We start from the raw sequence: 26,737 nt of genomic DNA, 5'->3' as shown, positions 1-26,737 counted from the left end.
CTGGGGCCTACGGAATCACGGGCATAAAAAAACCCCTGATGTTTCCATCAGGGGTTCTTTCAAGCAGGAGGCTTAGCCCAGGACTTGAACCTGGTCGGCCTGCATGCCTTTTTGACCTTGCACAGCGACGAAGCTGACTTTCTGGCCTTCTTTCAGGCTCTTGAAGCCGTTACCTTCGATTGCGCGGAAGTGCACGAACAGATCCGGACCGCTTTCGGGGGTGATGAAACCAAAACCCTTCTCGTCGTTGAACCACTTAACGGTGCCGTTTTGACGATTCGACATGTCTTATTTCCTTGAAACTAGAGTTGATGACAGCCTCTTGCTTTTCTTAAAGCATAGAGGGCTGGAACTGGTTGCAGAGAGTAAGAGAAGTCGAGCGGGATGTAGCGGATCTGTAGGATCTACTGCACCAGGTCACGATTCAACAGCGACCCATGCAAACACAGTGCGCACACTCTACGCTAACTTTCTTTGAATTGCCAACCCCCCGAAAGCTCAATGCTAGGCGGGGTTTGGGAAGATTTCCAATGCTGATGCACTGCATCTGGAAAAAGGACGCAACAGGAGGATGAAAAGCTGTTGCGGAGGGCTGCAAGCTCGTCGAGTACGAGGGCTTGCTGGAGTCGTGGTGCCCCGGGAGAGACTCGAACTCTCACTCTGTCGCCAGAAACGGATTTTGAATCCGCCGCGTCTACCGATTCCGCCACCGGGGCACGATGGCGGCGCAGTATAGGGAGGCGACCGAGGCGGGTCAATCCGCCCGCGTGGTCAGATTTCCGCATTTCCGTTAATATTCGCGCCCCTGCGAGACGACCCCCACCATGCGCGTTGCCGACTTCCACTTCGAGCTCCCCGAGCACCTCATCGCCCGCCATCCCCTGAGCGAGCGCCGCGCCAGCCGCCTGCTGGTGCTGGACGGCCCCACCGGCGAGCTGGCCCACAAGGGGTTCGCCGACCTGCTGGGCTACCTGCGCCCCGGAGACCTGATGGTGTTCAACAACACCCGGGTCATCCCGGCGCGCCTGTTCGGCCAGAAAGCGTCAGGCGGCAAGCTGGAAATCCTCGTGGAGCGCGTGCTGGACAGCCACCGCGTGCTCGCCCATGTGCGTTCGAGCAAGTCGCCCAAGCCGGGTTCGACCCTCCTCATCGACGGTGGCGCCGAGGCGACCATGCTCGCGCGGCACGATGCGCTGTTCGAGCTGGGCTTCGCCGAAGAGGTGCTGCCCCTGCTCGATCGCCTCGGGCACATGCCATTGCCTCCTTATATAGACAGGCCGGACGAGGATGCCGATCGCGAGCGCTACCAGACGGTTTATGCACGCCATGCCGGTGCCGTTGCGGCGCCCACGGCCGGGCTGCATTTCGATGAGGCGCTGCTGGAGTCCATCGCGGCCAAGGGCGTCGAGACGGCCTTCGTCACACTGCACGTCGGCGCCGGCACCTTCCAGCCGGTTCGTGTCGAGCGTATCGAAGAGCACCACATGCATCGCGAGTGGCTCCAGGTCGACCAGGAGGTCGTGGATGCAGTGGCCGCCTGCCGTGCGCGAGGGGGGCGGGTGATCGCCGTAGGCACTACCAGCGTGCGTTCGCTGGAAAGCGCCGCGCGCGACGGTACGCTCAAGCCCTTCAGTGGCGATACCGACATCTTCATCTACCCGGGCAAGCCGTTCCATGTGGTGGATGCCCTGGTGACCAATTTCCATCTTCCCGAATCCACCCTGCTGATGCTGGTGTCCGCCTTCGCCGGCTACCCGGAGACCATGGCCGCCTACGCGGCGGCGGTCGAGCAGGGCTATCGCTTCTTCAGTTACGGTGATGCCATGTTCATCACCCGCAACCCCGCACCGCGCGGGCCCGAGGACCAAGCATGACACGCACTTGCCGCATGACCTTCGAATTGCTGGCCACCGAAGGCAAGGCCCGTCGTGGCCGCCTGACCTTCCCCCGTGGCGTGGTCGAGACGCCGGCCTTCATGCCGGTGGGTACCTATGGGACGGTGAAGGGCATGTTGCCGCGCGACATCGAGGCCATCGGCGCGCAGATCATCCTCGGCAACACCTTCCACCTCTGGCTGCGTCCGGGCATGGAAGTGATCAAGCGTCACGGCGACCTGCACGACTTCATGCAGTGGCAGGGCCCGATCCTCACCGACTCGGGCGGTTTCCAGGTGTTCAGCCTGGGCGCGATGCGCAAGATCAAGGAGGAGGGCGTGACCTTCGCCTCCCCAGTCGACGGCGCCAAGGTATTCATGGGGCCCGAGGAGTCGATGCAGGTGCAGCGCGACCTCGGTTCCGACATCGTGATGATCTTCGACGAATGCACGCCCTATCCGGCGGATTTCGACGTGGCCAGGCGCTCCATGGAGCTGTCGCTGCGCTGGGCCGGCCGTTCCAAGGCCGCCCACGGCGAAAGCACCGCCGCGCTGTTCGGCATCGTCCAGGGCGGCATGCATGAAGAGTTGCGCATGCGTTCGCTCGAGGGGCTGGACCGGATCGGCTTCGACGGCCTGGCCATCGGCGGGCTGTCGGTGGGGGAGCCCAAGGAAGAAATGATCCGTGTACTCGACTACCTGCCGGCGCAGATGCCGGCCGACAAGCCGCGCTACCTGATGGGTGTCGGCAAGCCGGAGGACCTGGTGGAGGGCGTGCGGCGCGGCGTCGATATGTTCGACTGCGTGATGCCCACCCGCAACGCGCGCAACGGCCACCTTTTCGTCGAGACCGGGGTGCTGAAGATCCGCAACTCGGTGCACAAGCACGATGATTCTCCGCTGGATCCGAGCTGCGACTGTTACACCTGCAAACATTTCTCCAGGGCCTATCTGCACCATCTGGACAAATGCGGCGAAATGCTCGGCAGCATGTTGAATACAATCCACAACTTGCGGCATTACCAGCGCCTTATGGCTGGTTTGCGCGAGGCAATCCAACAGGGTAAATTGGCCGCCTTTGTCGATGCCTTCTATGCCCGGCGCGGACTACCGACACCGCCCCTGGACTGATAACGCCGCATATATAGAGCTGAACATTCTTCGTATTTTCGCAACAGGAGTGCTACATGAGCTTTCTGATTCCCGCCGCCTATGCCGACGCCGCTGCCCCGGCAGCCGCCGCTGGTCCCGCCGGCACCGGCTTTGAGTGGGTTTTCCTGATTGGTTTCCTGGTCATCTTCTACCTGATGATCTGGCGTCCCCAGTCCAAGCGCGCCAAGGAACACAAGAACCTGCTGGGCAACTTGCAGAAGGGCGACGAAGTGGTCACCTCCGGCGGTATTGCGGGCAAGGTGGTCAAGGTTTCCGATGACTTCGTGGTCATCGAGGTTTCCGATACCGTCGAACTGAAGATCCAGAAGGTCGCCATCGCGTCCACGCTGCCGAAAGGCACGCTGAAAGCCATCTAACGATTCGTTCTTCACCATTCACGGGGCGCCTAAGGCGCCCCGCGTCATAACGGGCGGTGTCATGCTCAACAAATACCCTCTGTGGAAATATCTGCTGATCCTGGCGGTTCTCGCCCTCGGCCTGGTTTATTCCGCTCCCAACCTCTACCCCGATGACCCGGCCATCCAGGTATCCGGCAACAGTACGGCGCTGAAAATCCAGCAGGGCGATCTCGACCGCTCCGTGGCTGCTCTCAAGCAGGCCGGGATCGAGGTGAAAAGTGCTAGCGTCAGCGAGCGCGGCGGCCTGCTGCGCCTGACGAAGCTGGGCGATCAACTGCCGGCCAAGGATGTCGTGCGCAAGGTTCTGGGGGACGACTACGTGGTCGCGCTCAACTTGGCACCGACCACGCCGGACTGGCTGCGCAGCGTGCATGCGACGCCGATGAAGCTCGGCCTCGACCTCTCCGGTGGCGTTCACTTCCTGCTGGAAGTGGACATGGAGAAAGCCGTATCCGCCCGCGTGAAGATCTACGAGGGCGAAGTCCGCACCCTGCTGCGCAAGGAGCGCGTGCGCTATCGCAGCCTGCCGGGCATCGACAATGGCTTCCAGCTTGGCTTCAGCGACCAGGAGTCGCTGGAAAAGGCCCAGTCGCTGATCCGCAAGTCCTTCACCGATTTCGATCTCAAGACCGCCGAGCGTGGCGACCAGCAGGTGATGAGCCTGACCCTGACCCAGGCCAAGCTGACCGAGATCCGCGAATACTCGATCAAGCAGAACCTGACCACCGTCCGCAACCGTGTGAACGAGCTGGGCGTCTCCGAGCCGCTGGTGCAGCGCCAGGGCGCCAACCGCATCGTGGTCGAGCTGCCGGGCGTGCAGGACACTGCCGAAGCCAAGCGCATCCTGGGCAAGACCGCCAACCTCGAATTCCGCCTCGCCGCCGCACCCGATGCCAGCAAGGCCAGCACCGAGTCCTTCGAATTCCGTGAGCCGGGGCGTCCGCCCGTGCCGCTGGAGCGCAGCCTGATCATCACCGGTGACCAGGTCACCGATGCCCAGGCCAGCTACGACGAGAATGGCCGTCCGCAAGTGAACATCCGTCTGGATGGCCACGGTGGCGAACTGATGAACCGCGCCACCCGCAACAACGTCGGTCGCAGCATGGCGGTGATCTTCATCGAGCAGCGTCCGTTGACCCGCTACGCCAAGCAGGTGGTCGACGGTGTCGAGCAGGAAGTTGCAATCCAGAGCTTCAAGGAAGAGAAGAAGATCATCAGCCTGGCGACCATCCAGTCGCCACTGGGCAGCCAGTTCCGCATCACCGGCCTGAACGGCCAGGGCGAGTCCTCCGAACTGGCCCTGCTGCTGCGCGCCGGCGGCCTGGCCGCGCCGATGTACTTCGCCGAAGAGCGCACCATCGGCCCGAGCCTGGGTGCCGAGAACATCGTCAAGGGTATCGAGTCCACCGAGTGGGCGATGATCTTCGTCTCGCTGTTCATCATCGCCATCTACCGTTTCTTCGGCGTGCTGGCGACCGTTGCCCTGGCCTTCAACCTGGCCCTGCTGGTGGGGCTGATGTCCGCGATCGGCGCGACCCTCACCCTGCCGGGCATCGCGGGTATCGTGCTGACCCTGGGCATGGCGGTGGACGCCAACGTGCTGATCTACTCGCGGATACGCGAGGAGCTGGCCAATGGCATGTCCGTGCAGCGTGCCATCCACGAGGGCTTCGACCGTGCCTATGCGGCGATCATCGACTCCAACCTGACCACCCTGCTGGTGGGCGGCATCCTCTTCGCGCTGGGCACCGGCCCGATCAAGGGCTTCGCCGTCACCATGTCGCTGGGTATCGTCACCTCGATGTTCACCGCGATCATGTTCACCCGTGGTCTGGTCAACCTGATCTTCGGTGGCCGTAACTTCAAGAAACTGTGGATCTGAGGCAGCCATGATCAAGTCAACCATCCGCTTCATGGCGATCCGCAATTTTGCGTTCGCCGTCACCGTCGTCATCAGCCTTGTCGGTATCGGTGCGCTGTTCATGAAGGGCCTGAACTTCGGTTTGGACTTCACCGGCGGCACCCTGATCGAGCTGGCTTACGAGAAGCCCGCCAACCTTGAGCTGATCAAGGAAGAGCTGGGTCAGGCCGGCTACCGCGATGCCGTTGTGCAGAGCTTTGGTGCGAGCACCGATGTGCTGGTGCGCCTGGCGGGTGAAGACCCCCAGCTGGGTAACCAGGTCGCCGCGTCCCTGCGCAAGATCGACGCCGAGAGTCAGTTCGTGGTCAAGCGTGTCGAGTTCGTCGGCCCGCAGGTGGGCGAAGAACTGCGTGACCAGGGTGGTCTCGCCATGCTGCTCGCGCTTGGCGGCATCCTCCTGTACCTGGCCTTCCGCTTCCAGTGGAAGTTCGGCGTCGGCGCGGTCGCCTCCCTGGTGCACGACGTGATCGTCACCCTCGGCATCCTCGCGTTCTTCCAGCTGCCGTTCGACCTTACCGTGCTGGCGGCGGTGCTGGCGATGATCGGTTACTCGCTGAACGACACCATCATCATCTTCGACCGTATCCGCGAGAACTTCCGCGTACTGCGCAAGGCCGACCTGATCGAGAACATCGACGTCTCGTGCACCCAGACACTGTTGCGTACCATCGCCACCTCGACCTCCACCGCGCTGGCCCTGGTCGCGCTGCTGGTGTTCGGTGGCGACAGCCTGCACGGCTTCGCGGTCGCACTGCTGGTGGGTGTGGTCGTGGGTACCTATTCCTCGATCTACATCAGTGCCCCGGTGCTGATCTGGCTGGGCCTGAGCTCGGAGGACCTGATTCCTCCGGCCGTGACCGCCGAGGCGGATGACCGTCCCTGAGCCCTGAGGCTCGATTGGAAAAGCCCGCTTCTGCGGGCTTTTTCATTCCCGGAGCCCGAGTTGCGGCAGGCTTGTGATGGTCGTCCCACTCGCTGTTGTCGGATAGGGCCTACGGGAACTCGGGAAAAAGTCTGTACTCCAAGGCAGGGAGTAGGGCGCAGATGCGCCGGTTGATGAACCAGGAGGTCCATGTGAACAAGTCGATGCTCGTCGGCGCCGTTTTGGGTGCGGTCGGTGTAACCGCCGGTGGCGCTGTCGCTACCTACAGTCTTGTGGGTAATGGCCCCGAATATGCCGAGGTGCTCGCGGTGCAGCCGGTCAAGGAAACCTTCAAGACCCCGCGTGAGGTCTGCAAGGACGTCGCCGTGACCCGGCAGAAGCCGGTCCAGGACCAGCACCAGATCGCCGGTACCGTACTGGGTGCGGTAGCGGGTGGCCTGCTGGGCAACCAGATCGGCGGTGGCAACGGCAAGAAGATCGCTACGGTCGCAGGTGCCGTGGGTGGTGGCTATGCCGGCAACAAGGTGCAGGAACACATGCAGAACAGCGACACCTACACCACCACCGAAACCCGTTGCAACACCGTCCAGGAGACCAACGAGAAGGTCGTCGCCTACGACGTGCAATACCAGTTGGATGGCAAGGTGAACCAGGTGCGCATGGATCATGATCCGGGTGCGCAGATTCCGGTCACCAAGGAAGGTCGTCTGGTGCTGACCCAGCGTCAGGCTGGCATCCAGCAGTGATCGCCGGATGAAATGAAGAAGGCGCCTCCGGGCGCCTTTTTCGTGGGCATGAAAAACCCGGCGCCAGGCCGGGTTCTTCGTAACGCGAGCGTATCAGCGCTTCAGTGACGGCGGCAGGTGCGGCTGGATGGCAGTCAGCACGGCCTTGAAGCACTTGGTGTTGCCCGCGACGATGTGGCCTTTCTCGAGGAAGTCGTGGGCACCGGTGAAGTCGCTCACCAGGCCGCCCGCTTCCTGCACCAGCAGGGCGCCAGCGGCCATGTCCCACTCCGACAGGCCGAATTCCCAGAAGGCATCGAAGCGGCCAGCGGCGACATAGGCCAGGTCCAGGCTGGCGGAGCCGGCGCGGCGGATGCCGGCGGTCTGGCCGACCAGGCTGCGGAACATGTTCAGGTAGTTGTCGAGGTTGTCCAGCTGGCTGTCGCGGAAGGGGAAGCCGGTGCCCAGGAGGGCGCCTTCCAGGCTCTTACGCGGGCTGACGCGCAGGCGGCGGCCATTGAGGGCGGCGCCACGGCCGCGGCTGGCGGTGAACTCTTCCTGGCGCACCGGATCGAGTACCACGGCGTGTTCCAAACGACCCTTGTATTTGCAGGCGATGCTCACGGCGAAGTGCGGTACGCCGCGGATGAAGTTGGTGGTGCCGTCCAGCGGGTCGATGATCCACTGGTAGTCGGCGCCTTCGCCGGTGCCGGCGATGGAGCCGCCTTCTTCGCCGAGGATGCTGTGGGTCGGATAGGCCTTGCGCAGGGCCTGGATGATGGTTTCTTCGGCGGCGCGGTCGACCTCGGTGACGTAGTCCTTGGCGTCCTTCTCGTTCACCGAAATCACGTCCAGGCGCTCGATGGAGCGGAAGATCAATTCACCGGCGCTGCGAGCGGCGCGCAGGGCGATATTCAGCATAGGCTGCATGGGGGAGTCACCTGGGTCGTTAAAGAAAGCCGGACATACTAACAGAAAAGCGTGGTTCATGAAGTGCAGGCCGGCGGTTTCATGGCGTTTGACCAAGTGCTTCTGTAAGATTTCACGCCCTGAAGTCTAGGTTTGGAGCCAGCGCCTTGCTGCAAAACATTCGCGTGGTCCTGGTCGGCACCAGCCACCCCGGCAATATCGGTGGGGCGGCGCGTGCCATGAAGAACATGGGGTTGTCGCGCCTGGTACTGGTCGCGCCCGAGCAATTCCCGCACCAGGAAGCCTGGGCGCGTGCCTCCGGGGCCGATGACATCCTCGAGTCCGCGCAGGTCGTTGCGACCCTGGAAGAGGCGTTGATCGGCTGCAGCCTGGTCTACGGCACCAGTGCGCGTGATCGTCATATCCCCTGGCCGTTGCTCGATCCCCGTGAGTGCGGGACGAGCTGTGTCGAGCAGGTCGAGGGCGGTTCCGAGGTGGCGCTGGTGTTCGGTCGCGAATACGCCGGCCTGACCAATGAAGAGCTGCAGCGCTGTCAGTTCCATGTTCACATCCCGTCCGATCCCACGTTCGGCTCGCTAAACCTGGCGGCTGCCGTCCAGGTGCTGACCTACGAGGCGCGCATGGCGTGGCTCGCCGTACAGGGCAAGCCGACCAAGATGGAGAAGGTCGAGCTGACTGCCGAGGAAAACCTCCAGCCGGTGACGGTGGATGAGCTGGAGCTGTTCTTCGGCCACCTCGAGCGCACCCTGGTGGAGATCGGCTTCCTCGATCCTGAGCGGCCTCGCCACCTGATGTCCCGGCTGCGCCGCCTTTATGGGCGCAGTGCGATCAGCAAGCTCGAGATGAATATCCTGCGCGGCATCCTGACGGAAACCCAGAAGGCGGCGCGTGGAGAGATCCAGAAGCGGAGAGAGAAGTGATGTTCGAACGCATGCGAGAAGACATTCAGAGCGTATTCCACCGTGATCCAGCTGCGCGCACTGCCTTCGAGGTGCTCACCTGTTACCCCGGCCTGCACGCCATCTGGCTGCACCGGCTGGCGCATGCCCTGTGGCTGGCCGGCTGGAAGTGGCTGGCGCGACTGGTGTCGAACTTCGGCCGCTGGATGACCGGCATCGAGATCCACCCGGGGGCGCGTATCGGCCGGCGCTTCTTCATCGACCACGGCATGGGCATCGTCATCGGCGAGACCGCCGAGATCGGCAACGACGTGACGCTCTACCAGGGGGTGACGCTGGGCGGCACCAGCTGGAATGCCGGCAAGCGCCATCCGACGCTGGAGGATGGCGTGGTGGTCGGGGCGGGAGCCAAGGTGCTCGGTCCGTTCACGGTCGGGGCCGGTGCCAAGATCGGCTCCAATGCCGTGGTGACCAAGGCGGTGCCTGCGGGGGCCACCGCCGTGGGGATTCCGGGGCGGATCATCGTCAAGGAAGATCCCGAGAAGACAGCGAAGCGCCAGGCGATTGCCGAGAAGTTCGGGTTCGATGCCTATGGTGTCGGCCAGGACATGCCGGACCCCGTGGCGCGCGCGATCGGTCAGTTGCTCGACCATGTCCACGCGGTGGACGAGCGGCTCGAGGGTATGTGCAGGGCGCTCACCGCGTTGGGGAGCGACTACTGCGCCACTGCCTTGCCGGAGCTCCGGGAGGAGGACTTCGAGGGGGTGAAGGACGAAGCGCGCCCGCCAGCGGCCTGATAGGCGTGGTGGTGCGTTTCTGATATCATGCGCGCCCCTGTATCTGCTAAATCCGACTATTTTGATAGGTCTTATAGTTGACTTGAATAGTCGGGAATAGCATACTCGCTGGCAAATCAGCGAACCGTGGAATCCCCATGCGCTTGACCACCAAAGGCCGCTACGCCGTCACAGCCATGCTCGACCTGGCTTTGCATTCGCAGCAAGGTCCGGTTTCTCTGGCTGATATTTCCGAGCGTCAGGGCATCTCCCTTTCCTATCTCGAACAGCTTTTCGCCAAGTTGCGCCGTGGCAACCTGGTCAGCAGTGTTCGTGGTCCGGGTGGCGGCTACCAGTTGTCCCGCGATGTGGGCAGCATCTACGTGGCCCAGGTCATCGATGCCGTCAACGAGTCGGTCGACGTCACGCGCTGCCAGGGGCAGGGCAATTGCGACTCTTCCGGAGGCGCCTGCCTGACCCACCACCTGTGGGATGACCTGAGCATGCAGATCCACGAGTTCCTCAGCAGCATCAGCCTGAGCGACATCGTCGCCCGCAATGAAGTCCAAGAGGTGGCCCAGCGCCAGAACGAGCGCCATGACCAGCGCCGCCTCGGAGGCAGGATGCCGCGTTCAGAAAAGATTGAAGTGTCCGCCATCGAATGAGCAGGGCGCCCGCCTGATAGGAGATAACCGATGAAATTGCCGATTTACCTGGACTACTCCGCCACGACGCCAGTGGACCCGCGGGTTGCGCAGAAGATGAGCGACTGCCTGTTGGTCGATGGCAACTTCGGCAACCCGGCCTCGCGTTCCCACGTGTTCGGCTGGAGGGCCGAGGAAGCGGTCGAGAACGCCCGTCGCCAGGTGGCCGAACTGGTCAATGCCGACCCGCGCGAGATCGTCTGGACCTCCGGTGCCACCGAGTCCGACAACCTGGCCATCAAGGGTGTGGCGCACTTCTACCACACCAAGGGCAAGCACATCGTCACCTCCAAGATCGAGCACAAGGCGGTCCTGGATACTACTCGCCAACTCGAGCGCGAAGGCTTCGAAGTCACCTACATCGAGCCGGGCGAAGATGGCCTGATCACTCCCGCCATGGTCGAAGCGGCCCTGCGCGAAGACACCATCCTGGTGTCGGTGATGCACGTGAACAACGAGATCGGCACTATCAACGACATCGCGGCCATCGGCGAACTGACCCGTGCCCGCGGCATCCTGTTCCATGTCGACGCGGCCCAGTCCACCGGCAAGGTCGAGATAGACCTGGACAAGCTGAAGGTCGACCTGATGTCCTTCTCCGCCCACAAGACCTACGGTCCCAAGGGGATCGGTGCCCTCTACGTACGCCGCAAGCCGCGCGTGCGCCTGGAGGCCCTGATGCACGGTGGTGGTCATGAGCGCGGCATGCGTTCCGGCACCCTCGCCACCCACCAGATCGTCGGCATGGGTGAAGCCTTCCACATCGCCAAGCAGGAAATGGCCTCCGAGAACCAGCGCATCAAGGCGCTGGCGGACCGCTTCTGGGCTGCCGTGGATGGCATGGAAGAGCTCTACCTCAACGGTAGCGCCACCTCCCGCGTGCCGCACAACCTGAACATCAGCTTCAACTACGTCGAAGGCGAATCGCTGATCATGGCCCTCAAGGACCTCGCGGTCTCCTCGGGCTCGGCCTGCACCTCCGCCTCTCTCGAGCCGTCCTACGTGCTGCGCGCACTGGGCCGCAACGACGAGTTGGCGCACAGCTCCATCCGTTTCACCTTTGGCCGCTTCACCACCGAAGAAGAAGTGGATTACGCCGCCAGCAAGGTCCGTGAAGCCGTAGACAAGCTCCGTGAATTGTCCCCGCTGTGGGATATGTACAAAGAGGGCGTCGACCTCTCGACGGTCGAATGGCAGGCGCACTGACGCCACCCCTGATGAGTGAGGAATAAGCACCATGGCATACAGCGAAAAGGTCATCGACCACTACGAAAACCCGCGCAACGTCGGCAAGCTCGACGCTGAAGATCCCGATGTCGGTACCGGCATGGTCGGAGCTCCGGCGTGCGGCGACGTGATGCGCCTGCAGATCAAGGTCAACGAGCAGGGCGTCATCGAAGACGCCAAGTTCAAGACCTACGGCTGCGGTTCGGCCATCGCCTCCAGCTCCCTCGCCACCGAGTGGATGAAGGGCAAGACCCTGGACGAAGCCGCTGCGATCAAGAACACCACCATTGCCGAAGAACTGGCGCTGCCGCCGGTGAAGATCCACTGCTCGGTCCTGGCCGAGGACGCCATCAAGGCGGCTGTCCAGGACTACAAGCAGAAGAAGGGTCTGCTCTAACCGCTCGACCGAGTAAGGAGTCGCTATGGCCATCAGCATGACCGCTTCCGCCGCCGATCACGTGCGCCGCTCCCTAGAGGGGCGCGGCAAGGGTGAAGGTATCCGCCTGGGTGTCCGCACCACGGGTTGTTCCGGCCTGGCCTATGTCCTGGAGTTCGTCGATGAGTTGGCGGGCGAGGACATGGTCTTTGAAAGCTTCGGCGTGAAGGTGATCATCGACCCGAAGAGCCTGGCCTACCTCGACGGCACCGAGCTGGACTTCGTCCGGGAAGGCCTCAACGAGGGGTTCAAGTTCAACAACCCTAACGTTCGCGGCGAGTGTGGTTGCGGCGAGAGCTTCAACGTCTGAGGCGTTCCGTGGGTACCCCCTGTCATTTCGCATTGTTCGACCTGAAGCCCGGCTTCGACCTCGATCTCGACCAATTGGCGTCTCGCTATCGCGAGCTGGCGCGCAATGCTCACCCGGATCGCTTCGTCGACGCCCCCGAGCGTGAGCAGCGCCTGGCGGTGGAGCACGCGGCGCAATTGAACGAGGCCTACCAGACGCTGAAGAGTGCGCCCCGTCGGGCGCGCTACCTGCTGGCCGTCCGTGGGCACGAGCTGCCACTCGAGGCGACCGTCAAGGACCCCGATTTCCTGCTGCAGCAGATGCATTGGCGGGAAGAGCTCGAGGAGTTGCAGGACAGCGCGGACCTGCCCGGTGTAGCGACCTTCAAGCGGCGACTCAAGCTGGCCCAGGCCGATCTGGACCAGGCTTTCTCCGCCTGCTGGAGCGACGATGCCCGTCGCGAGGAAGCCGAGCGCCTGGTGCGCCGGATGCAGTTCCTCGACAAGCTGACTCACGAAGTGCGCCAATTGGAAGAGCGCCTCGACGACTAACCCGCGCATCGCCGCATGGACGGTGGTGTGCCTGAAAAACAGACAAGCATGGCCCTACTGCAGATCGCCGAACCCGGACAGAGCCCCAAACCGCACCAGCGCCGCCTGGCGGTGGGTATCGACCTGGGCACCACGAATTCCCTGGTAGCCGCCGTTCGCAGTGGCGTTTCCGCGCCGCTCGCCGATGCCGACGGCCAGGTCATCATGCCGTCCGCCGTGCGCTATCACGCCGATCGCGTCGAGGTCGGCCGCTCGGCCAAGGACGCCGCATCGGCCGATCCCCTCAACACCGTCCTGTCGGTCAAGCGCTTCATGGGGCGCGGCCTCGAGGATGTGAAGCAACTGGGCGAGCAGCTCCCCTATCGCTTCACCACCGGCGAGTCGCACATGCCTTTCATCGAGACCGTGCAGGGTGCCAAGAGCCCTGTGGAGGTCTCCGCTGAAATCCTCCGTGCCTTGCGCCGGCGAGCCGAAGCCACTCTGGGTGGCGAGCTGGTCGGTGCGGTGATCACCGTTCCCGCCTATTTCGACGATGCCCAGCGCCAGGCCACCAAGGATGCCGCGCGCCTCGCCGGCCTGAATGTCCTGCGTCTGCTCAACGAGCCCACTGCCGCTGCCGTGGCCTACGGGCTGGACAAGCAGGCCGAAGGCGTCGTGGCCATCTATGACCTGGGTGGCGGTACCTTCGATATCTCCATCCTGCGCCTGACCCGTGGCGTCTTCGAAGTCATGGCCACCGGTGGCGACAGCGCCCTGGGCGGGGACGATTTCGACCATGCCCTGGCGGGGTGGATCGTCGAGCAGGCCGGCCTTTCCGCCGACCTGGATCCGGGCGCCCAGCGCAGCCTGCTGGAGGCCGCTTGCGCCGCCAAGGAAGCGCTGACCTCTGCCGATGCGGTCGAGGTGCGCTATGCGCAGTGGTCGGGCCTGCTGACCCGTGCCCGCTTCGATGAACTCATCGAGCCCATGGTGGCTCGCAGCCTCAAGGCGTGTCGCCGTGCCGTGCGCGATGCCGGCATCGAGCTCGACGAGGTCGAGGCGGTGGTCATGGTGGGGGGTTCCACCCGTGTGCCGCGGGTGCGCGAGGCGGTCGGCGAGCTTTTTTCCCGTCAGCCCCTGACCGACATCGATCCCGACCAGGTCGTCGCCATCGGCGCCGCCGTGCAGGCGGACACCCTGGCGGGTAACAAGCGCGGCGAAGAGTTGCTGCTGCTGGACGTGATCCCGCTGTCCCTTGGGCTCGAAACCATGGGTGGCCTGATGGAGAAGGTGATTCCGCGCAACACCACCATTCCCGTCGCCCGTGCCCAGGAGTTCACCACCTACAAGGACGGCCAGACCGCCATGATGATCCACGTGCTCCAGGGTGAGCGCGAGCTGATCAAGGACTGCCGGTCCCTGGCCCGTTTCGAATTGCGTGGCATCCCGCCCATGGTGGCTGGCGCCGCGAAGATCCGCGTGACCTTCCAGGTGGACGCCGATGGCCTGCTGGGCGTGACCGCCAGCGAGACCTCCTCCGGTGTCGAGGCGAGCATCCAGGTGAAGCCGTCCTACGGCCTGACCGATGGCGAAATCACCCGCATGCTGCAGGACTCCTTCCAGTACGCCGGTGACGACAAGGCCGCCCGCGCCCTGCGCGAGCAGCAGGTCGACGCCCAGCGCCTGATCGAAGCCGTGCAGGCGGCGCTGCAGGCTGATGGCGACGCATTGCTCAGTGCCGAGGAGCGCATCGCCATCGACTACCAGCTGGAGCAGCTGCAGGGTCTGTTGGCGGGTACCGACGGCGCTGCCATCGAACAGCAAACCAAGCGGCTGACCCAGGTGACCGACGCCTTCGCGGCCCGGCGCATGGATGCCAGCGTCAAGGCCGCCCTGGCGGGCCGCCGACTGAATGAAATCGAGGAATGACTGATGCCGCAGATCGTATTTCTGCCCAACGCCGAGCACTGCCCTGAGGGGATGGTGGTCGAGGCCCAGCCGGGCGAAACCATCATCGCCGCGGCCATGCGCAACGGCCTGGAGATCGAGCATGCCTGCGAGATGTCCTGCGCCTGCACCACCTGCCACGTCGTGGTGCGCGAGGGTTTCAACTCCCTCGAGGCGTCCGACGAGCTCGAGGACGATATGCTGGACAAGGCCTGGGGCCTGGAAGCCGAGTCGCGACTGTCCTGCCAGGCGGTCGTGGGCGAGGTCGATCTCGTCGTGGAGATTCCCAAGTACACTCTCAACCAGGTTTCTGAAAAGCACTGAGGAACGAGCATGAGTCTCAAATGGGTCGATGTTCTGGAGATCGCCATCCAGCTGGCCGAGAGCAAGCCCGAGGTTGACCCGCGCTACGTCAACTTCGTCGACCTGCATAACTGGGTCGTGAGCCTGCCGGAGTTCGATGACGACAGCCAGCGTGGCGGCGAGAAGGTCCTCGAAGCCATCCAGGCGGCCTGGATCGAAGAAGCCGACTGAAGCCAGGTCTGCTGACCCTACGCATTTAACAGGAACCCGCGTATAATTCGCGGGTTTAATTTTTCGCTTTAATCCTGATTTCTGGAGTTTCACATGGCCGTTGAACGTACCCTGTCCATCATCAAGCCCGATGCCGTTGCCAAGAACGTGGTTGGCGAGATCGTCACCCGTTTCGAAAAAGCCGGCCTGAGCGTCGTTGCCGCCAAGATGGTCCAGCTCTCCGAGCGCGAAGCCGGTGGCTTCTACGCCGAGCACAAAGAGCGTCCCTTCTTCAAGGATCTGGTTTCCTTCATGACCTCCGGCCCGGTCGTCGTGCAGGTGCTGGAAGGCGAAGGCGCCATCGCCAAGAACCGTGAACTGATGGGCGCTACCGACCCGAAGAAAGCCGACGCCGGCACCATCCGCGCCGACTTCGCCGTCTCCATCGACGAAAACGCCGTACACGGTTCCGACTCCGAGGCTTCCGCTGCTCGCGAGATCGCCTACTTCTTCGCCGCCACCGAGGTGTGCGCTCGTATTCGCTGATAGCGAAGGCACGAGGGTGAAGCCATGACTGAATCCACCGGTAAAGTTAACCTGCTGGGCCTGACCCAGCCGCAACTGGAGAGCTTCTTCGAATCCATCGGGGAGAAGCGTTTCCGTGCCGGACAGGTGATGAAATGGATTCACCACTTTGGCGTCGATGACTTCGACGCCATGAGCAATATCGGCAAGGCCTTGCGCGACAAGCTCAAGGCCTCTGCCGAGATTCGCGGTCCCGAGATCGTCAGCCAGGACATCTCCAGCGACGGCACCCGCAAGTGGGTGGTGCGCGTGGCGTCCGGCAGCTGCGTCGAGACCGTGTACATCCCGCAAGGCGGGCGCGGCACCCTCTGCGTCTCCTCCCAGGCGGGCTGCGCGCTGGACTGCAGCTTCTGCTCCACCGGCAAGCAGGGTTTCAACAGCGACCTCACCGCGGCCGAAGTCATCGGCCAGGTCTGGATCGCCAACAAGTCCTTCGGGACCGTCCCGGCCAAGATCGACCGCGCCATCACCAACGTGGTGATGATGGGCATGGGCGAGCCGCTGCTGAACTTCGACAACGTGGTCGCCGCCATGAACATCATGATGGACGACCTCGGCTACGGCATTTCCAAGCGCAAGGTGACCCTGTCCACCTCCGGCGTCGCGCCGATGATCGACAAGCTCGCCGAAGTCACCGACGTGTCCCTGGCGCTGTCGCTGCACGCACCGAACGACGAGTTGCGCAACCAACTGGTGCCGATCAACAAGAAGTACCCCCTGGCGGTGGTGCTCGAGGCCTGCAACCGCTACATCTCCCGCCTGGGCGAGAAGCGTTTCCTGACCATCGAATACACCCTGCTCAAGGATGTGAACGATCAGCCGGCCCACGCTGAGCAGATGATCGCACTCCTCAAGGATTTTCCTTGCAAGATCAACCTGATTCCGTTTAATCCCTTCCCTTTCTCGGGGTACGAGCGACCGAGCAATAATGCCATTCGTCGCTTCCAGGACATGCTCCACAAGGCCGGGCACAACGTCACCGTGCGCACCACGCGCGGCGATGACATCGATGCCGCCTGCGGCCAGTTGGTCGGCCAGGTCCAGGATCGTACCCGTCGCAGCGAGCGCTACATCGCCGTGCGCCAGCTCAATGGCGATGGCGACGCACCGCAGAACGCTGCCAACCGAAACTGAAGAGAGGACATCCATGACCTTGCGCCCCGCGCTGCTTCTCGTTTTCGCCAGCCTGGTGGGCTGTGTGTCCACTGGCTCCGTTGACCCGATGAAGACCGCGGAAGGCCGCGACAAGGCCCGCGATGCCTACATCCAGCTGGGTATCGGCTACCTGTCCCAGGGTGCCGCCGAGCGCGCCAAGGTGCCCCTGCGCAAGGCCCTGGAACTCGACTCCTCCAGCGCCGACGCCAACGCCGCGCTGGCCCTGGTGTTCCAGACCGAAATGGAACCCAAGCTCGCCGACGAGCATTTCCGCAAGGCCCTGTCCTCGCGCACCGATTCGCGCATCCTCAACAACTACGGTGGTTTCCTCTACGAGCAGAAGCGCTACGAGGAAGCCTACAAGCGCTTCGAACAGGCTGCCGAAGACAGCCTCTACCCCGAGCGCTCCCGCGTATTCGAGAACCTTGGCCTGACCGCCCTGCGGATGAACCGCCCGGACCTGGCCAAGCAGCACTTCGACAAGTCCCTGCGTCTCAACCGCCAGCAGCCGGTAGCGCTGCTGGAGATGGCGGACCTGTCCTATGCCGAGAAGCAGTACGTTCCGGCGCGCGACTACTACGACCGCTACAGCAAGATCGCCCCCCAGACTGCCCGCAGCCTTCTGCTCGGCACCCGTCTGGCCACCGTGTTCGATGACCGCGACCAGGCGGCGAGCCTGGGCCTGCAACTCAAACGACTCTATCCCGGCACGCCGGAATACCAGCAATACCTGTCGGAGCAAAGATGAAAGCGTCGCAACCCGAAATTGCCGCGGCGACCCGTGCCAACCCAGGCGAGACCCTGCGTCAGGCGCGTGAAAGCAAGGACCTGAGCCTTGCCGAGGTCGCGCGACAGCTGAACCTGACCGAACAGGCCCTGCGCCAGCTCGAAGCGGGCTCTTTCGACCAGTTGCCCGGCCACACCTTCGCCCGGGGCTACATCCGTGCCTACGCCAAGCTGCTGGGCATGGACCAGGCGCGCCTGGTGACCGACTTCGACCTCTATACCGGCACCGACGCCACCGGCAGCAACGTCCACAGCCTGGGTCGCATCGAGGAGCCCGTGCGCCTGTCGCAGAGCGTCCTGCGCTTCGTCAGCTTCGCCATCCTGCTGGTCCTCGGCGTCATCGGCTTCCTCTGGTGGCAGGACCAGGCCGAGCGCCGCAGCGGTGAAACCGCCGACATCAGCATGGAGCACGTCGAGGTCGAGAGCGCCGACGGCACCACCCAGATCCACCCGCTGGACGAACCCGAGGACCAGGCGGTCGTCGAGGCCCAGCAGGGCGAGGAGGGCGCCCCGGGCGAACTCTCCCCCGAGGTCGCCGCGCAGCCGGAAGGCACGCCTCCGTCCGCCGCCTCCACCGCGCCGGTCCAGGCCCTGCCCCAGTCCAGTGCGCCGGCCACCAGCGCCCCCGTTGCACCGAGCGTCGCCACGGCCACCACTCCGGCCGCTCCCGTAGCGCCTGCCGCGCCCACGGCTCCTGCCGCCACCGCGCCTGCCGCACCTGCGCAGGCTCCGGTGGTTGCTGCCGCCGGGCAGGGCCTGGTGCGCATCCAGTTCGTCGCCAATTGCTGGACCCAGGTGACCGATGCCGATGGCAAGGTCCTGCTCAGCGCCCTCAAGCGCAGCGGCGAATCGGTCGAGCTGGCCGGCAGGCCGCCGTTCGAGCTGCGCCTGGGTTACGCCCGTGGCGCCCAGGTCAGCTACAACGGCCAGGCCGTCGATGTGGCGCCCTACACCCACGGTGAGACCGCTCGCCTGAAACTGGGGCAATAAGCCATGCATTGCGAATCCCCGATCAAACGCCGCCAGTCCCGCAAGATCTGGGTCGGCTCCGTGCCCGTGGGCGGCGACGCCCCGATCGCCGTCCAGAGCATGACCAATACCGATACCTGCGACGTCGCCGCCACCGTCGGCCAGATCCGCCGGCTGGAAGAGGCGGGTGCCGATATCGTGCGCGTCTCGGTGCCGGACATGGAGGCCGCCGAGGCCTTCGGCAAGATCAAGCAGCAGGTCCGCGTTCCCCTGGTCGCCGACATCCACTTCGACTACACCATCGCCCTGCGCGTGGCGGAGCTGGGCGTCGACTGCCTGCGCATCAACCCGGGCAACATCGGCCGTGAAGACCGCGTGCGTGCCGTGGTCGATGCCGCCCGTGACCGTGGCATCCCGATCCGCATCGGCGTCAACGCCGGCTCGCTGGAAAAGGACCTGCAGAAGAAGTACGGCGAGCCCACCCCGCAAGCCCTGGTGGAGTCCGCGCTGCGCCATGTCGAGCATCTGGACCGCCTGGACTTCCAGGACTTCAAGGTCAGCGTCAAGGCCTCCGATGTGTTCATGGCGGTGGAAGCCTACCGCCTGCTGGCCACCCAGATCGTCCAGCCGCTGCACCTGGGCATCACCGAAGCTGGCGGCCTGCGCTCCGGCACGGTGAAATCCGCCGTGGGCCTGGGCATGCTGCTCGCCGACGGGATCGGCGATACCATCCGCATCTCGCTGGCCGCCGACCCGGTGGAAGAGATCAAGGTCGGCTACGACATCCTCAAGTCCCTGCGCCTGCGTTCCCGTGGCATCAACTTCATCGCCTGCCCGAGCTGCTCGCGGCAGAACTTCGACGTGGTCAAGACCATGAACGAGCTGGAAGGCCGCCTCGAGGACCTGCTGGTCCCGCTGGACGTCGCCGTGATCGGCTGCGTGGTGAACGGGCCCGGCGAAGCCAAGGAAGCCCATGTGGGGCTGACCGGCGGCACGCCGAACAACCTCATCTACATCGACGGCAAGCCGGCGCAGAAGCTGAACAATGACAACCTGGTGGAAGAGCTGGAAAAGCTGATCCGCCGCAAAGCGGCCGAAAAGGTCGAAGCTGATGCGGCCGTCATCGCCCGCAGCTGATAAGGATTCCGAGTGAGCAAGACGCTGCAAGCCATTCGTGGCATGAACGACATCCTGCCGGAGCAGACCCCTGCCTGGCGTTACCTGGAACGCACCCTGGCAGACCTGCTGGACAGCTACGGCTACCGCGAGATCCGCCTGCCGATCCTCGAGTTCACCGAACTCTTCGCCCGCGGCATCGGCGAGGGCACCGATGTGGTCGACAAGGAGATGTACACCTTCCTCGACCGCAACGAAGAGTCCCTGACCCTGCGCCCTGAAGGCACCGCGGGTTGCGTGCGTGCCGTGCTGGAGCACGGCATGACCGGCGGCGGCCAGGTGCAGAAGCTGTGGTACGCGGGCCCGATGTTCCGCTACGAGAAACCGCAGAAAGGCCGCTACCGCCAGTTCCACCAGATCGGCGTGGAAGTCTTCAACCTGCCCGGTCCGGACATCGATGCCGAGCTGATCGTGCTCACCTGGCGCCTGTGGAAGAAGCTCGGTCTCGGCGACGCCGTGACCCTGCAGCTCAACAGCCTGGGCTCCAGCGAGGCCCGTGTCGCCTATCGCGACGCCCTGGTGGCCTACCTGCAGGAGCGTTTCGACCGTCTCGACGAAGACAGCCAGCGGCGCATGACCACCAACCCGCTGCGCATCCTCGACAGCAAGGTGCCGGAAACCCAAGCCCTGCTGGTCGACGCCCCGCGCCTGCACGACTACCTGGACGCCGAATCCGTGGCCCACTTCGAGGGGCTCAAGGCGCGCCTCGACGCGGTCGGCATCCGCTACGAGATCAACCAGAAGCTGGTCCGCGGCCTGGACTACTACAGCCGCACCGCCTTCGAGTGGGTCACCGACAAGCTCGGCTCCCAGGGCACCGTCTGCGGCGGTGGCCGCTATGACGGCCTGATCACCCAGTTCGGTGGCAAGCCGACCCCGGGTGTCGGCTTCGCCATGGGCGTCGAGCGCCTGGTGCTGCTGCTGGAAACCCTGGACCTGGTCCCGGCCGAGCTCAGCGCTCCCGCGCATGCATACATCTGCGCCTTCGGCGAACCCGCCGAGCTCGCCGCCCTGGCCCTGGCCGAGCAACTGCGCGATGCCGTTCCCGGCCTGCGCATGCTGGTCAATTCCGGTGCCGGCAGCTTCAAGAGCCAGTTCAAGAAAGCCGACAAGAGCGGCGCGCGCTTCGCCCTGATCCTGGGTGAGGACGAACTGGCCAACCGCGTGGTAGGTTTCAAACCCCTGCGCGACGACAGCGAACAACAGAACATCGCCTGGGACGCTCTCGCAGAGCGCCTGGCGGCCTGCATCGATCAGGCTTGAGCCTTTAGAACATAGGAGTATTGGGGTGAGCACGCGTACCGAAGATGAAGAGCTGGCGGCGATCAAGGATTGGTGGCAGCGCAATGGCAAGCCCCTGCTCACCGGCGGCGCCCTCGCGCTGGTGGTGGTCTTCGGTTGGCAGGCCTGGCAGAAGCACCAGACCAACCAGGCCCAGGGCGCGTCCCAGGTCTACCAGCAATTGCTGGAGACCGCGCTCAACCCGTCCGGCAAGCCCGATGCCGGCAAGGTCGCCGAGCTGGCCACCAAGCTGAAGACCGACTTCGGCGGCACCCACTACGCCCAGTACGGCAGCCTGTTCGTCGCCAAGGTGGCGGTCGAATCCGGCAAGCTCGATGACGCCGCGGCCGAACTCAAGGCCGTGGTGGACAAGCCTGCCGACGCCACCCTCGGTGAGCTGGCGCGCCAGCGCCTGGCCCGTGTCCTGGCCGCCCAGGGCAAGGTCGACGACGCCCTGAAGCTGCTCGAGGGCGATGCCGGCAAGGCCTTCCTGGCCAGCCGTGAAGAATTGAAAGGCGACCTGCTGGTACAACTGGGTCGTTCCGACGAGGCGCATGCCGCCTATGAGAAGGCCAAGGCCGCGCTGACGGAAGACGCAGCGGTCGGTGGCTTGCAGATGAAGCTCGACGACCTGGCCAAAGGGGATGCGTGACGTGATGCGCTGGAAATTTGCCGCACTGCTGGCCCTGGCCGTTCTGGCCGCGGGTTGCAGCAGCAATAGCAAGAAGGAACTGCCGCCTGCCGAACTGCCCGACATCACCGAGGAAGTTCAGCTCAAGGAAGTCTGGAGCCGCTCCATCGGCGAAGGCCAGGGCGAGTCCTACAACATGCTGGTTCCCGCCGTCGACGGCGACGTGATCTATGCCGGTGACGTCGAAGGCCTGGTGGTCGCCATCGACCGCATGAGCGGCGACAAGCTGTGGGAGCAGGAGTTGGACCTGCCGGTGTCCGGCGCGGTCGGCGCGGGCTACGGCCTGGTGCTGGTCGGCACCCTGAAAGGTGAGGTGATCGCCCTCGACGCCAGCAACGGCGAAGAAAAATGGCGTGCCCGGGTCAACGGCGAAGTCCTCGCCCCGCCGGCCACCAACGGTGACGTGGTGGTGGTGCAGACCCAGAACGACACCCTGTTCGGCTTCGATGCCGCGACCGGCAACCAGCGCTGGATCTACGAGAACACCCCGGCCGTGCTGACGCTGCGTGGCACAGGCGCGCCGATCGTGACCAACCGCCTGGCCGTGGCCGGCCTGTCCTCCGGCAAGGTCATCGCCGTGGACGTGCAGCGTGGCCTGCCGGTGTGGGAACAGCGCGTGGCCGTGCCGCAAGGCCGCTCCGAGCTGGATCGCGTGGTCGACATCGACGGTGGCCTGCTGCTGTCCGGCGGCACCCTGTACGTCGCCACCTACCAGGGTCGCGTCGCCGGCCTCGACCTGGACAGCGGCCGCGTGCTCTGGCAGCGCGAGGCTTCCAGCTACGTGGGCGTCGCCCAGGGCTTCGGCAACGTCTACGTGAGCCAGGCCAGCGGCACCGTCGAAGGCATCGACGAGCGTTCGTCCTCGGCGCTGTGGAGCAACGACTCCCTGGCCCGTCGCCAGCTCTCGGCGCCGGAAGTGTTCTCCAGCTACGTGGCTGTCGGCGACTTCGAAGGCTACCTGCACCTGCTCAGCCAGGTGGATGGCCACTTCGTCGGCCGCGAGAAGATCGACGGCGACGGCCTGCGTGCGCGTCCGCTGGTGATCGGCGACATGCTGTACGCCTTCGGCAATGGCGGGAAGCTGGTCGCGCTGACCATCCGCTAAGCTGAAAAATAGTGTCCGGCCGCTGCCGTCCGACGGCAGCGGCCGTTGTGTTTTCTGAAATAACGAATAGTGGAGAGCCTCATGGTTCCCGTAATTGCCCTGGTGGGCCGCCCGAACGTCGGCAAGTCCACCCTGTTCAACCGCCTGACCAAGACCCGCGACGCCATCGTCGCGGAGTATGCCGGTCTGACCCGTGATCGCCAGTACGGTGAGGCGAAGTGGAACGGCCGCACCTTCATCGTCATCGATACCGGCGGTATCTCGGGTGACGAGCAGGGCATCGACGCGAAGATGGCCGAACAGTCCCTGCAGGCCATCGAAGAGGCCGATGCGGTGCTGTTCATGGTCGACTCCCGCGCCGGCATGAGCGCCGCCGACCAGTCGATCGCGGAACACCTGCGCAAGCGCAACAAGAAGACCTACCTGGTGGCGAACAAGGTCGACACCATCGACCCCGATCTCGCCCGCGCCGAGTTCAGCCCGCTGGGCCTGGGCGACGCCCTGCCCATCGCCGCCGCCCATGGCCGCGGCATCAGCCAGATGCTGCAGGAAGCCCTGGGTGACTTCCCCCGCGACGATGCGGTCGAGGAAGACGCCGCCGCGCAGGCCGAGGACGTCGCCGAAGGCGAGGAGCAGAGCCGCATTCCCGGGCCGAGCGAGAAGGACGGGATCAAGATCGCCATCATCGGTCGCCCCAACGTCGGCAAGTCGACGCTGGTCAACCGCATGCTCGGCGAGGAGCGGGTCATCGTCTATGACCAGGCCGGCACCACGCGCGACAGCATCTACATTCCCTTCGAGCGCAACGAAGAGAAATACACCCTGATCGACACCGCCGGCGTGCGCCGTCGCGGCAAGATCTTCGAGGCCGTGGAGAAGTTCTCCGTGGTCAAGACGCTGCAGGCGATCCAGGACGCCAACGTGGTGATCTTCGTCATGGATGCCCGCGAAGGCGTGGTCGAGCACGACCTCAACCTGCTGGGCTTCGTACTGGAAACCGGTCGCGCACTGGTCATCGCCCTGAACAAGTGGGACGGCATGGAGTCGGGCGAGCGCGACTACGTGAAGACCGAGCTGGAGCGCCGGCTGTTCTTCGTCGACTTCGCCGACATCCACTTCATCTCCGCGCTGCATGGCACCGGTGTGGGCAACCTGTACAAGTCGGTTCAGGCCTCCTTCAAGTCCGCCATCACCCGCTGGCCCACCAGCCGCCTGACCCAGATCCTCGAAGGCGCGGTGCAGGAGCACCAGCCGCCTTTGGTCAACGGTCGCCGCATCAAGCTGCGCTATGCCCACCTCGGTGGTGCCAACCCGCCGCTGATCGTGATCCACGGCAACCAGGTCGAGTCGGTCCCCAAGTCCTACTCGCGCTACCTGGAGAACACCTACCGGCGCGTGCTGAAGCTGGTGGGTACGCCGATCCGCATCGAGTACAAGGGGGGCGACAACCCCTTCGAAGGCAAGAAGAACACCCTGACCGACCGCCAGGTGAACAAGAAGCGCCGCCTCATGTCGCACCACAAGAAGGCCGAGAAGAAGCGTCGCGACAAACGCTGATTCCCGTGCAACCGCAAGAGGGCGCCCATGGGCGCCCTCTTTCGTTCCAGGCGGTGGCCGTCGGCACCCTGCCGCAACGCCTGCTTCCATCTTGGTCGTGAGCCCGCCAGGCCTTAAGCTAGCGCCATCCCCAGTCGCCAGCAGCCTGAAGAAATGATCGCCAGCAAGTTGCCCAACGTCGGCACCACCATCTTCACCCGCATGTCCCAGCTCGCCGCCGAAACCGGCGCCATCAACCTGTCCCAGGGCTTCCCGGATTTCTCCGCGCCCGCCGCACTCTGCGACGCGGTGGCCCGCCATATCGGTGCCGGCCACAACCAGTACGCTCCCATGACCGGCCTCCCCGCGCTGCGCCAGCAGGTGGCGGCCAAGGTCCGGGCCTTCTATGGCCGCCAGGTGGATGTCGATAGCGAGGTCACGGTCACCCCCGGCGCCACCGAGGCGATCTTCTGCGCGATCCAGGCCGTGGTGCGCGCCGGTGACGAGGTCATCGTCCTCGACCCCTGCTATGACAGCTACGAGCCTTCGGTGGAGCTGGCCGGCGGCCGTTGCGTGCATGTGCCCCTGGCCCTGCCGGGCTTCGCCATCGACTGGCAGCGCATGACCGACGCGCTCAGCGAGCGCACCCGGATGATCATCCTCAACAGCCCGCACAACCCCAGCGGCGCGCTGATCTCCCGGGCCGAACTGGACCAGTTGGCGGCGCTGATCCGTGGGCGCGACATCTACCTGGTCAGCGACGAGGTCTACGAACACCTGGTGTTCGACGGCCAGGCCCATGTGAGCGTGCTGTCCCACGACGAGCTGTATGCCCGCGCCTTCGTGGTCAGCTCCTTCGGCAAGACCTATCACGTCACCGGCTGGAAGACCGGCTACGTGGTCGCGCCGCCGGCCCTCTCCGCCGAGCTGCGCAAGGTGCACCAGTACGTCAACTTCTGCGGCGTCACGCCGTTGCAGTGGGCACTGGCCGACTTCATGGCCGACCACCCCGAGCACCTCACCGAGCTGCCCGGTTTCTACCAGGCCAAGCGCGACCTGTTCTGCGACCTGCTGGGTGGATCGCGCTTCGGTTTCACCCGCGCCGCCGGTACCTATTTCCAACTGGTCGACTACAGCGCCATCCGCCCCGAGCTGGACGATGTGGCCATGGCCCAATGGCTGACCCGTGAACACGGCGTGGCCGCCATTCCCGTGTCGGTGTTCTACCAGAGCGCCCCGCGCGACCTGCGCCTGGTGCGCTTCTGCTTCGCCAAACGAGAGGAGACGCTGCGCCAGGCAGCGGAGAAGCTATGCGCGATCTGAGTTCATTGCCCGACCTGCAGCTGGCCCTGGTGCAGACCACCCTGGCCTGGCACGACGCCGACGCCAACCACAGGCACTTCGAGACCCTGCTGGAGCAAGCCCGTGGCGCCGACCTGATCGTGCTGCCGGAGATGTTCACCACCGGTTTCTCCATGGAGTCGGCCGCCCTCGCCGAAGAGGAGGAGGGCCCCAGCTACGCCTGGCTGCGTGAGCAGGCCCGCCGTCTCGACGCGGTGGTGACCGGCAGCGTGATCATCCGCGCCGCCGACGGCAGCCACCGCAACCGCCTGCTCTGGGCGCGCCCCGACGGCGAGATGCTGCACTACGACAAGCGCCATCTGTTCCGCATGGCCGGCGAGCACAAGCACTACACGCCGGGCGAGGCCCAGGCGCTGTTCGAGGTCAAGGGCTGGCGGGTGCGCCCGCTGGTCTGCTACGACCTGCGCTTCCCGGTCTGGAGCCGTGATCCCCACGACACCGACCTGTTGCTCTATACCGCCAACTGGCCCGCCGCGCGTCGCCATCACTGGAATCGCCTGCTGCCGGCGCGCGCCATCGAGAACCTCTGCTACGTGGCGGCGGTGAACCGCGTGGGTGAGGACGGCAAGGGCCACCCCTACAGTGGAGACAGCCAGGTCCTGGACTTCCAGGGCGAGACGCTGCTCGATGCCGGCGCGCGGGACGGCGTGTTCCGGGTTTCCCTCGCCGCCGGCGGCCTGGCCGGTTACCGCGAGCGCTTCCCCGCGCACCTGGATGCGGACGGCTTCGCACTGCTCCCCTGATTCCCCCGCTCATCCGGAACCCGGAGGCACCGGGTTCCGCTCCTGCGTCCGAACCTTCTGCGCCCCTGCCGGCTGCCGGTGGGGGTCACCTCCTAGCAGCCCAGCCAATGGATCGGCTCCAAAC

General features: G+C 64.6%; 29 protein-coding genes and 1 tRNA gene. 27 read left to right on the top strand and 3 right to left on the bottom strand.

The window, feature by feature from the left end; all coding sequences use genetic code 11:
- Window positions 1–72 precede the first annotated feature (72 nt).
- The gene (locus tag WFQ67_RS13980; RefSeq protein WP_003459665.1) at window positions 73–285 is read right to left on the bottom strand and encodes a cold-shock protein; all 213 of its coding nucleotides are present in this window, start codon (window positions 283–285) and stop codon (window positions 73–75) included.
- A 344-nt stretch (window positions 286–629) separates the two neighbouring features.
- Window positions 630–716: transfer RNA gene (locus tag WFQ67_RS13975), tRNA-Leu, on the bottom strand.
- 108 nt (window positions 717–824) lie between these two features.
- Here WFQ67_RS13975 and queA point away from each other — a divergent pair.
- From queA to WFQ67_RS13945, 6 genes are all read left to right on the top strand, one after another.
- The gene (gene queA / locus WFQ67_RS13970) at window positions 825–1,874 is read left to right on the top strand and encodes a tRNA preQ1(34) S-adenosylmethionine ribosyltransferase-isomerase QueA (RefSeq protein WP_213626131.1); all 1,050 of its coding nucleotides are present in this window, start codon (window positions 825–827) and stop codon (window positions 1,872–1,874) included.
- A gap of 14 nt (window positions 1,875–1,888) precedes the next feature.
- Window positions 1,889–3,004, top strand: coding sequence for a tRNA guanosine(34) transglycosylase Tgt (gene tgt / locus WFQ67_RS13965; protein ID WP_173173118.1), 1,116 nt, complete (start codon window positions 1,889–1,891; stop codon window positions 3,002–3,004).
- A gap of 56 nt (window positions 3,005–3,060) precedes the next feature.
- Window positions 3,061–3,402 (top strand): preprotein translocase subunit YajC, encoded by a 342-nt coding sequence (gene yajC, locus WFQ67_RS13960; protein ID WP_337057217.1) that lies wholly within the window; start codon window positions 3,061–3,063, stop codon window positions 3,400–3,402.
- A 61-nt stretch (window positions 3,403–3,463) separates the two neighbouring features.
- The gene (gene secD / locus WFQ67_RS13955) at window positions 3,464–5,326 is read left to right on the top strand and encodes a protein translocase subunit SecD (RefSeq protein WP_213626130.1); all 1,863 of its coding nucleotides are present in this window, start codon (window positions 3,464–3,466) and stop codon (window positions 5,324–5,326) included.
- Window positions 5,327–5,336: 10 nt separating this feature from the next.
- A complete protein-coding gene (gene secF, locus WFQ67_RS13950; RefSeq protein WP_213630669.1) occupies window positions 5,337–6,248 on the top strand; it encodes a protein translocase subunit SecF in 912 nt (303 codons plus the stop codon).
- A gap of 191 nt (window positions 6,249–6,439) precedes the next feature.
- The gene (locus tag WFQ67_RS13945; protein ID WP_111263297.1) at window positions 6,440–6,994 is read left to right on the top strand and encodes a glycine zipper 2TM domain-containing protein; all 555 of its coding nucleotides are present in this window, start codon (window positions 6,440–6,442) and stop codon (window positions 6,992–6,994) included.
- A gap of 93 nt (window positions 6,995–7,087) precedes the next feature.
- Here WFQ67_RS13945 and suhB read toward each other — a convergent pair whose 3' ends face one another.
- Window positions 7,088–7,903 carry a type III secretion system regulator SuhB gene (suhB, locus tag WFQ67_RS13940; RefSeq protein ID WP_173172866.1) on the bottom strand — a complete coding sequence of 272 codons (816 nt, stop codon included), beginning with the start codon at window positions 7,901–7,903 and terminating at the stop codon, window positions 7,088–7,090.
- Window positions 7,904–8,049: 146 nt separating this feature from the next.
- Here suhB and trmJ point away from each other — a divergent pair, with 146 nt between their 5' ends.
- The 21 genes from trmJ (at window position 8,050) to WFQ67_RS13835 (ending at window position 26,613) form a co-directional block, all read left to right on the top strand.
- On the top strand, window positions 8,050–8,823 hold the full coding sequence (gene trmJ / locus WFQ67_RS13935) for a tRNA (cytosine(32)/uridine(32)-2'-O)-methyltransferase TrmJ (RefSeq protein ID WP_213626129.1): 774 nt from the start codon (window positions 8,050–8,052) through the stop codon (window positions 8,821–8,823).
- Window positions 8,823–9,599, top strand: a complete 777-nt coding sequence (cysE, locus tag WFQ67_RS13930; protein ID WP_337057216.1) for a serine O-acetyltransferase — start codon at window positions 8,823–8,825, stop codon at window positions 9,597–9,599. Before trmJ ends, cysE begins: the two co-directional genes overlap by 1 nt.
- Window positions 9,600–9,736: 137 nt before the next feature.
- Window positions 9,737–10,243: a Fe-S cluster assembly transcriptional regulator IscR gene (iscR, locus tag WFQ67_RS13925; protein ID WP_111263265.1), complete on the top strand. Its 507-nt coding sequence runs from the start codon at window positions 9,737–9,739 to the stop codon at window positions 10,241–10,243.
- A 30-nt stretch (window positions 10,244–10,273) separates the two neighbouring features.
- A complete protein-coding gene (locus tag WFQ67_RS13920) occupies window positions 10,274–11,488 on the top strand; it encodes an IscS subfamily cysteine desulfurase (RefSeq protein WP_111263266.1) in 1,215 nt (404 codons plus the stop codon).
- Window positions 11,489–11,519: 31 nt separating this feature from the next.
- Window positions 11,520–11,906, top strand: a complete 387-nt coding sequence (iscU, locus tag WFQ67_RS13915) for a Fe-S cluster assembly scaffold IscU (RefSeq protein ID WP_021220845.1) — start codon at window positions 11,520–11,522, stop codon at window positions 11,904–11,906.
- 25 nt (window positions 11,907–11,931) lie between these two features.
- Window positions 11,932–12,255, top strand: a complete 324-nt coding sequence (iscA, locus tag WFQ67_RS13910; RefSeq protein WP_111263267.1) for an iron-sulfur cluster assembly protein IscA — start codon at window positions 11,932–11,934, stop codon at window positions 12,253–12,255.
- An 8-nt stretch (window positions 12,256–12,263) separates the two neighbouring features.
- On the top strand, window positions 12,264–12,785 hold the full coding sequence (gene hscB, locus WFQ67_RS13905; RefSeq protein ID WP_337057215.1) for a co-chaperone HscB: 522 nt from the start codon (window positions 12,264–12,266) through the stop codon (window positions 12,783–12,785).
- Between the two features lie 48 nt (window positions 12,786–12,833).
- A complete protein-coding gene (hscA, locus tag WFQ67_RS13900; RefSeq protein ID WP_337057214.1) occupies window positions 12,834–14,693 on the top strand; it encodes a Fe-S protein assembly chaperone HscA in 1,860 nt (619 codons plus the stop codon).
- A gap of 3 nt (window positions 14,694–14,696) precedes the next feature.
- Window positions 14,697–15,035: an ISC system 2Fe-2S type ferredoxin gene (gene fdx, locus WFQ67_RS13895; protein ID WP_111263270.1), complete on the top strand. Its 339-nt coding sequence runs from the start codon at window positions 14,697–14,699 to the stop codon at window positions 15,033–15,035.
- A 9-nt stretch (window positions 15,036–15,044) separates the two neighbouring features.
- Entirely contained in the window at window positions 15,045–15,245 is a 201-nt protein-coding gene (iscX, locus tag WFQ67_RS13890; protein WP_111263271.1) for a Fe-S cluster assembly protein IscX, read from the top strand.
- A gap of 93 nt (window positions 15,246–15,338) precedes the next feature.
- Window positions 15,339–15,770 (top strand): nucleoside-diphosphate kinase, encoded by a 432-nt coding sequence (gene ndk / locus WFQ67_RS13885; protein WP_111263272.1) that lies wholly within the window; start codon window positions 15,339–15,341, stop codon window positions 15,768–15,770.
- A gap of 24 nt (window positions 15,771–15,794) precedes the next feature.
- Window positions 15,795–16,943, top strand: coding sequence for a 23S rRNA (adenine(2503)-C(2))-methyltransferase RlmN (rlmN, locus tag WFQ67_RS13880; protein ID WP_173172880.1), 1,149 nt, complete (start codon window positions 15,795–15,797; stop codon window positions 16,941–16,943).
- A gap of 13 nt (window positions 16,944–16,956) precedes the next feature.
- Window positions 16,957–17,712, top strand: coding sequence for a type IV pilus biogenesis/stability protein PilW (gene pilW, locus WFQ67_RS13875; RefSeq protein ID WP_173172882.1), 756 nt, complete (start codon window positions 16,957–16,959; stop codon window positions 17,710–17,712).
- Window positions 17,709–18,740, top strand: coding sequence for a RodZ family helix-turn-helix domain-containing protein (locus tag WFQ67_RS13870; RefSeq protein WP_337057211.1), 1,032 nt, complete (start codon window positions 17,709–17,711; stop codon window positions 18,738–18,740). Before pilW ends, WFQ67_RS13870 begins: the two co-directional genes overlap by 4 nt.
- A 3-nt stretch (window positions 18,741–18,743) precedes the next feature.
- Window positions 18,744–19,856 carry a flavodoxin-dependent (E)-4-hydroxy-3-methylbut-2-enyl-diphosphate synthase gene (gene ispG, locus WFQ67_RS13865; protein ID WP_173172886.1) on the top strand — a complete coding sequence of 371 codons (1,113 nt, stop codon included), beginning with the start codon at window positions 18,744–18,746 and terminating at the stop codon, window positions 19,854–19,856.
- 12 nt (window positions 19,857–19,868) lie between these two features.
- Complete coding sequence (gene hisS, locus WFQ67_RS13860) at window positions 19,869–21,158, top strand: histidine--tRNA ligase (protein ID WP_173172888.1); 1,290 nt, start codon at window positions 19,869–19,871, stop codon at window positions 21,156–21,158.
- A gap of 25 nt (window positions 21,159–21,183) precedes the next feature.
- A complete protein-coding gene (locus tag WFQ67_RS13855) occupies window positions 21,184–21,828 on the top strand; it encodes a YfgM family protein (protein WP_173172890.1) in 645 nt (214 codons plus the stop codon).
- On the top strand, window positions 21,821–22,972 hold the full coding sequence (gene bamB / locus WFQ67_RS13850; RefSeq protein ID WP_111263279.1) for an outer membrane protein assembly factor BamB: 1,152 nt from the start codon (window positions 21,821–21,823) through the stop codon (window positions 22,970–22,972). The genes WFQ67_RS13855 and bamB overlap by 8 nt, the downstream gene beginning before the upstream one ends.
- An 81-nt stretch (window positions 22,973–23,053) precedes the next feature.
- A complete protein-coding gene (der, locus tag WFQ67_RS13845; protein WP_111263280.1) occupies window positions 23,054–24,529 on the top strand; it encodes a ribosome biogenesis GTPase Der in 1,476 nt (491 codons plus the stop codon).
- 153 nt (window positions 24,530–24,682) lie between these two features.
- Entirely contained in the window at window positions 24,683–25,831 is a 1,149-nt protein-coding gene (locus WFQ67_RS13840) for a pyridoxal phosphate-dependent aminotransferase (RefSeq protein ID WP_337057208.1), read from the top strand.
- A complete protein-coding gene (locus WFQ67_RS13835; RefSeq protein ID WP_213626122.1) occupies window positions 25,819–26,613 on the top strand; it encodes an amidohydrolase in 795 nt (264 codons plus the stop codon). The genes WFQ67_RS13840 and WFQ67_RS13835 overlap by 13 nt, the downstream gene beginning before the upstream one ends.
- Window positions 26,614–26,737 lie beyond the last annotated feature (124 nt).

Origin of the sequence: Pseudomonas sp. USHLN015 (genome assembly GCF_037153275.1) — a bacterium.
GTDB classification, from domain to species: domain Bacteria; phylum Pseudomonadota; class Gammaproteobacteria; order Pseudomonadales; family Pseudomonadaceae; genus Metapseudomonas; species Metapseudomonas tohonis.
This window is presented reverse-complemented; position numbering and strand designations above follow the sequence as displayed.

Bases quoted from the DNA above. Each gene is read 5' to 3' on its own strand.
- iscX (WP_111263271.1), top strand. From the start codon at position 15,045: ATGAGTCTCAAATGGGTCGATGTTCTGGAGATCGCCATCCAGCTGGCC.
- secD (WP_213626130.1), top strand. From the start codon at position 3,464: ATGCTCAACAAATACCCTCTGTGGAAATATCTGCTGATCCTGGCGGTT.
- suhB (WP_173172866.1), bottom strand. From the start codon at position 7,903: ATGCAGCCTATGCTGAATATCGCCCTGCGCGCCGCTCGCAGCGCCGGT.
- yajC (WP_337057217.1), top strand. From the start codon at position 3,061: ATGAGCTTTCTGATTCCCGCCGCCTATGCCGACGCCGCTGCCCCGGCA.
- iscR (WP_111263265.1), top strand. From the start codon at position 9,737: ATGCGCTTGACCACCAAAGGCCGCTACGCCGTCACAGCCATGCTCGAC.
- der (WP_111263280.1), top strand. From the start codon at position 23,054: ATGGTTCCCGTAATTGCCCTGGTGGGCCGCCCGAACGTCGGCAAGTCC.
- pilW (WP_173172882.1), top strand. From the start codon at position 16,957: ATGACCTTGCGCCCCGCGCTGCTTCTCGTTTTCGCCAGCCTGGTGGGC.
- fdx (WP_111263270.1), top strand. From the start codon at position 14,697: ATGCCGCAGATCGTATTTCTGCCCAACGCCGAGCACTGCCCTGAGGGG.
- iscU (WP_021220845.1), top strand. From the start codon at position 11,520: ATGGCATACAGCGAAAAGGTCATCGACCACTACGAAAACCCGCGCAAC.
- ndk (WP_111263272.1), top strand. From the start codon at position 15,339: ATGGCCGTTGAACGTACCCTGTCCATCATCAAGCCCGATGCCGTTGCC.
- bamB (WP_111263279.1), top strand. From the start codon at position 21,821: ATGCGTGACGTGATGCGCTGGAAATTTGCCGCACTGCTGGCCCTGGCC.
- WFQ67_RS13980 (WP_003459665.1), bottom strand. From the start codon at position 285: ATGTCGAATCGTCAAAACGGCACCGTTAAGTGGTTCAACGACGAGAAG.
- hscA (WP_337057214.1), top strand. From the start codon at position 12,834: ATGGCCCTACTGCAGATCGCCGAACCCGGACAGAGCCCCAAACCGCAC.
- tgt (WP_173173118.1), top strand. From the start codon at position 1,889: ATGACCTTCGAATTGCTGGCCACCGAAGGCAAGGCCCGTCGTGGCCGC.
- rlmN (WP_173172880.1), top strand. From the start codon at position 15,795: ATGACTGAATCCACCGGTAAAGTTAACCTGCTGGGCCTGACCCAGCCG.
- iscA (WP_111263267.1), top strand. From the start codon at position 11,932: ATGGCCATCAGCATGACCGCTTCCGCCGCCGATCACGTGCGCCGCTCC.
- WFQ67_RS13835 (WP_213626122.1), top strand. From the start codon at position 25,819: ATGCGCGATCTGAGTTCATTGCCCGACCTGCAGCTGGCCCTGGTGCAG.
- ispG (WP_173172886.1), top strand. From the start codon at position 18,744: ATGCATTGCGAATCCCCGATCAAACGCCGCCAGTCCCGCAAGATCTGG.
- WFQ67_RS13920 (WP_111263266.1), top strand. From the start codon at position 10,274: ATGAAATTGCCGATTTACCTGGACTACTCCGCCACGACGCCAGTGGAC.
- cysE (WP_337057216.1), top strand. From the start codon at position 8,823: ATGTTCGAACGCATGCGAGAAGACATTCAGAGCGTATTCCACCGTGAT.
- queA (WP_213626131.1), top strand. From the start codon at position 825: ATGCGCGTTGCCGACTTCCACTTCGAGCTCCCCGAGCACCTCATCGCC.
- WFQ67_RS13840 (WP_337057208.1), top strand. From the start codon at position 24,683: ATGATCGCCAGCAAGTTGCCCAACGTCGGCACCACCATCTTCACCCGC.
- WFQ67_RS13870 (WP_337057211.1), top strand. From the start codon at position 17,709: ATGAAAGCGTCGCAACCCGAAATTGCCGCGGCGACCCGTGCCAACCCA.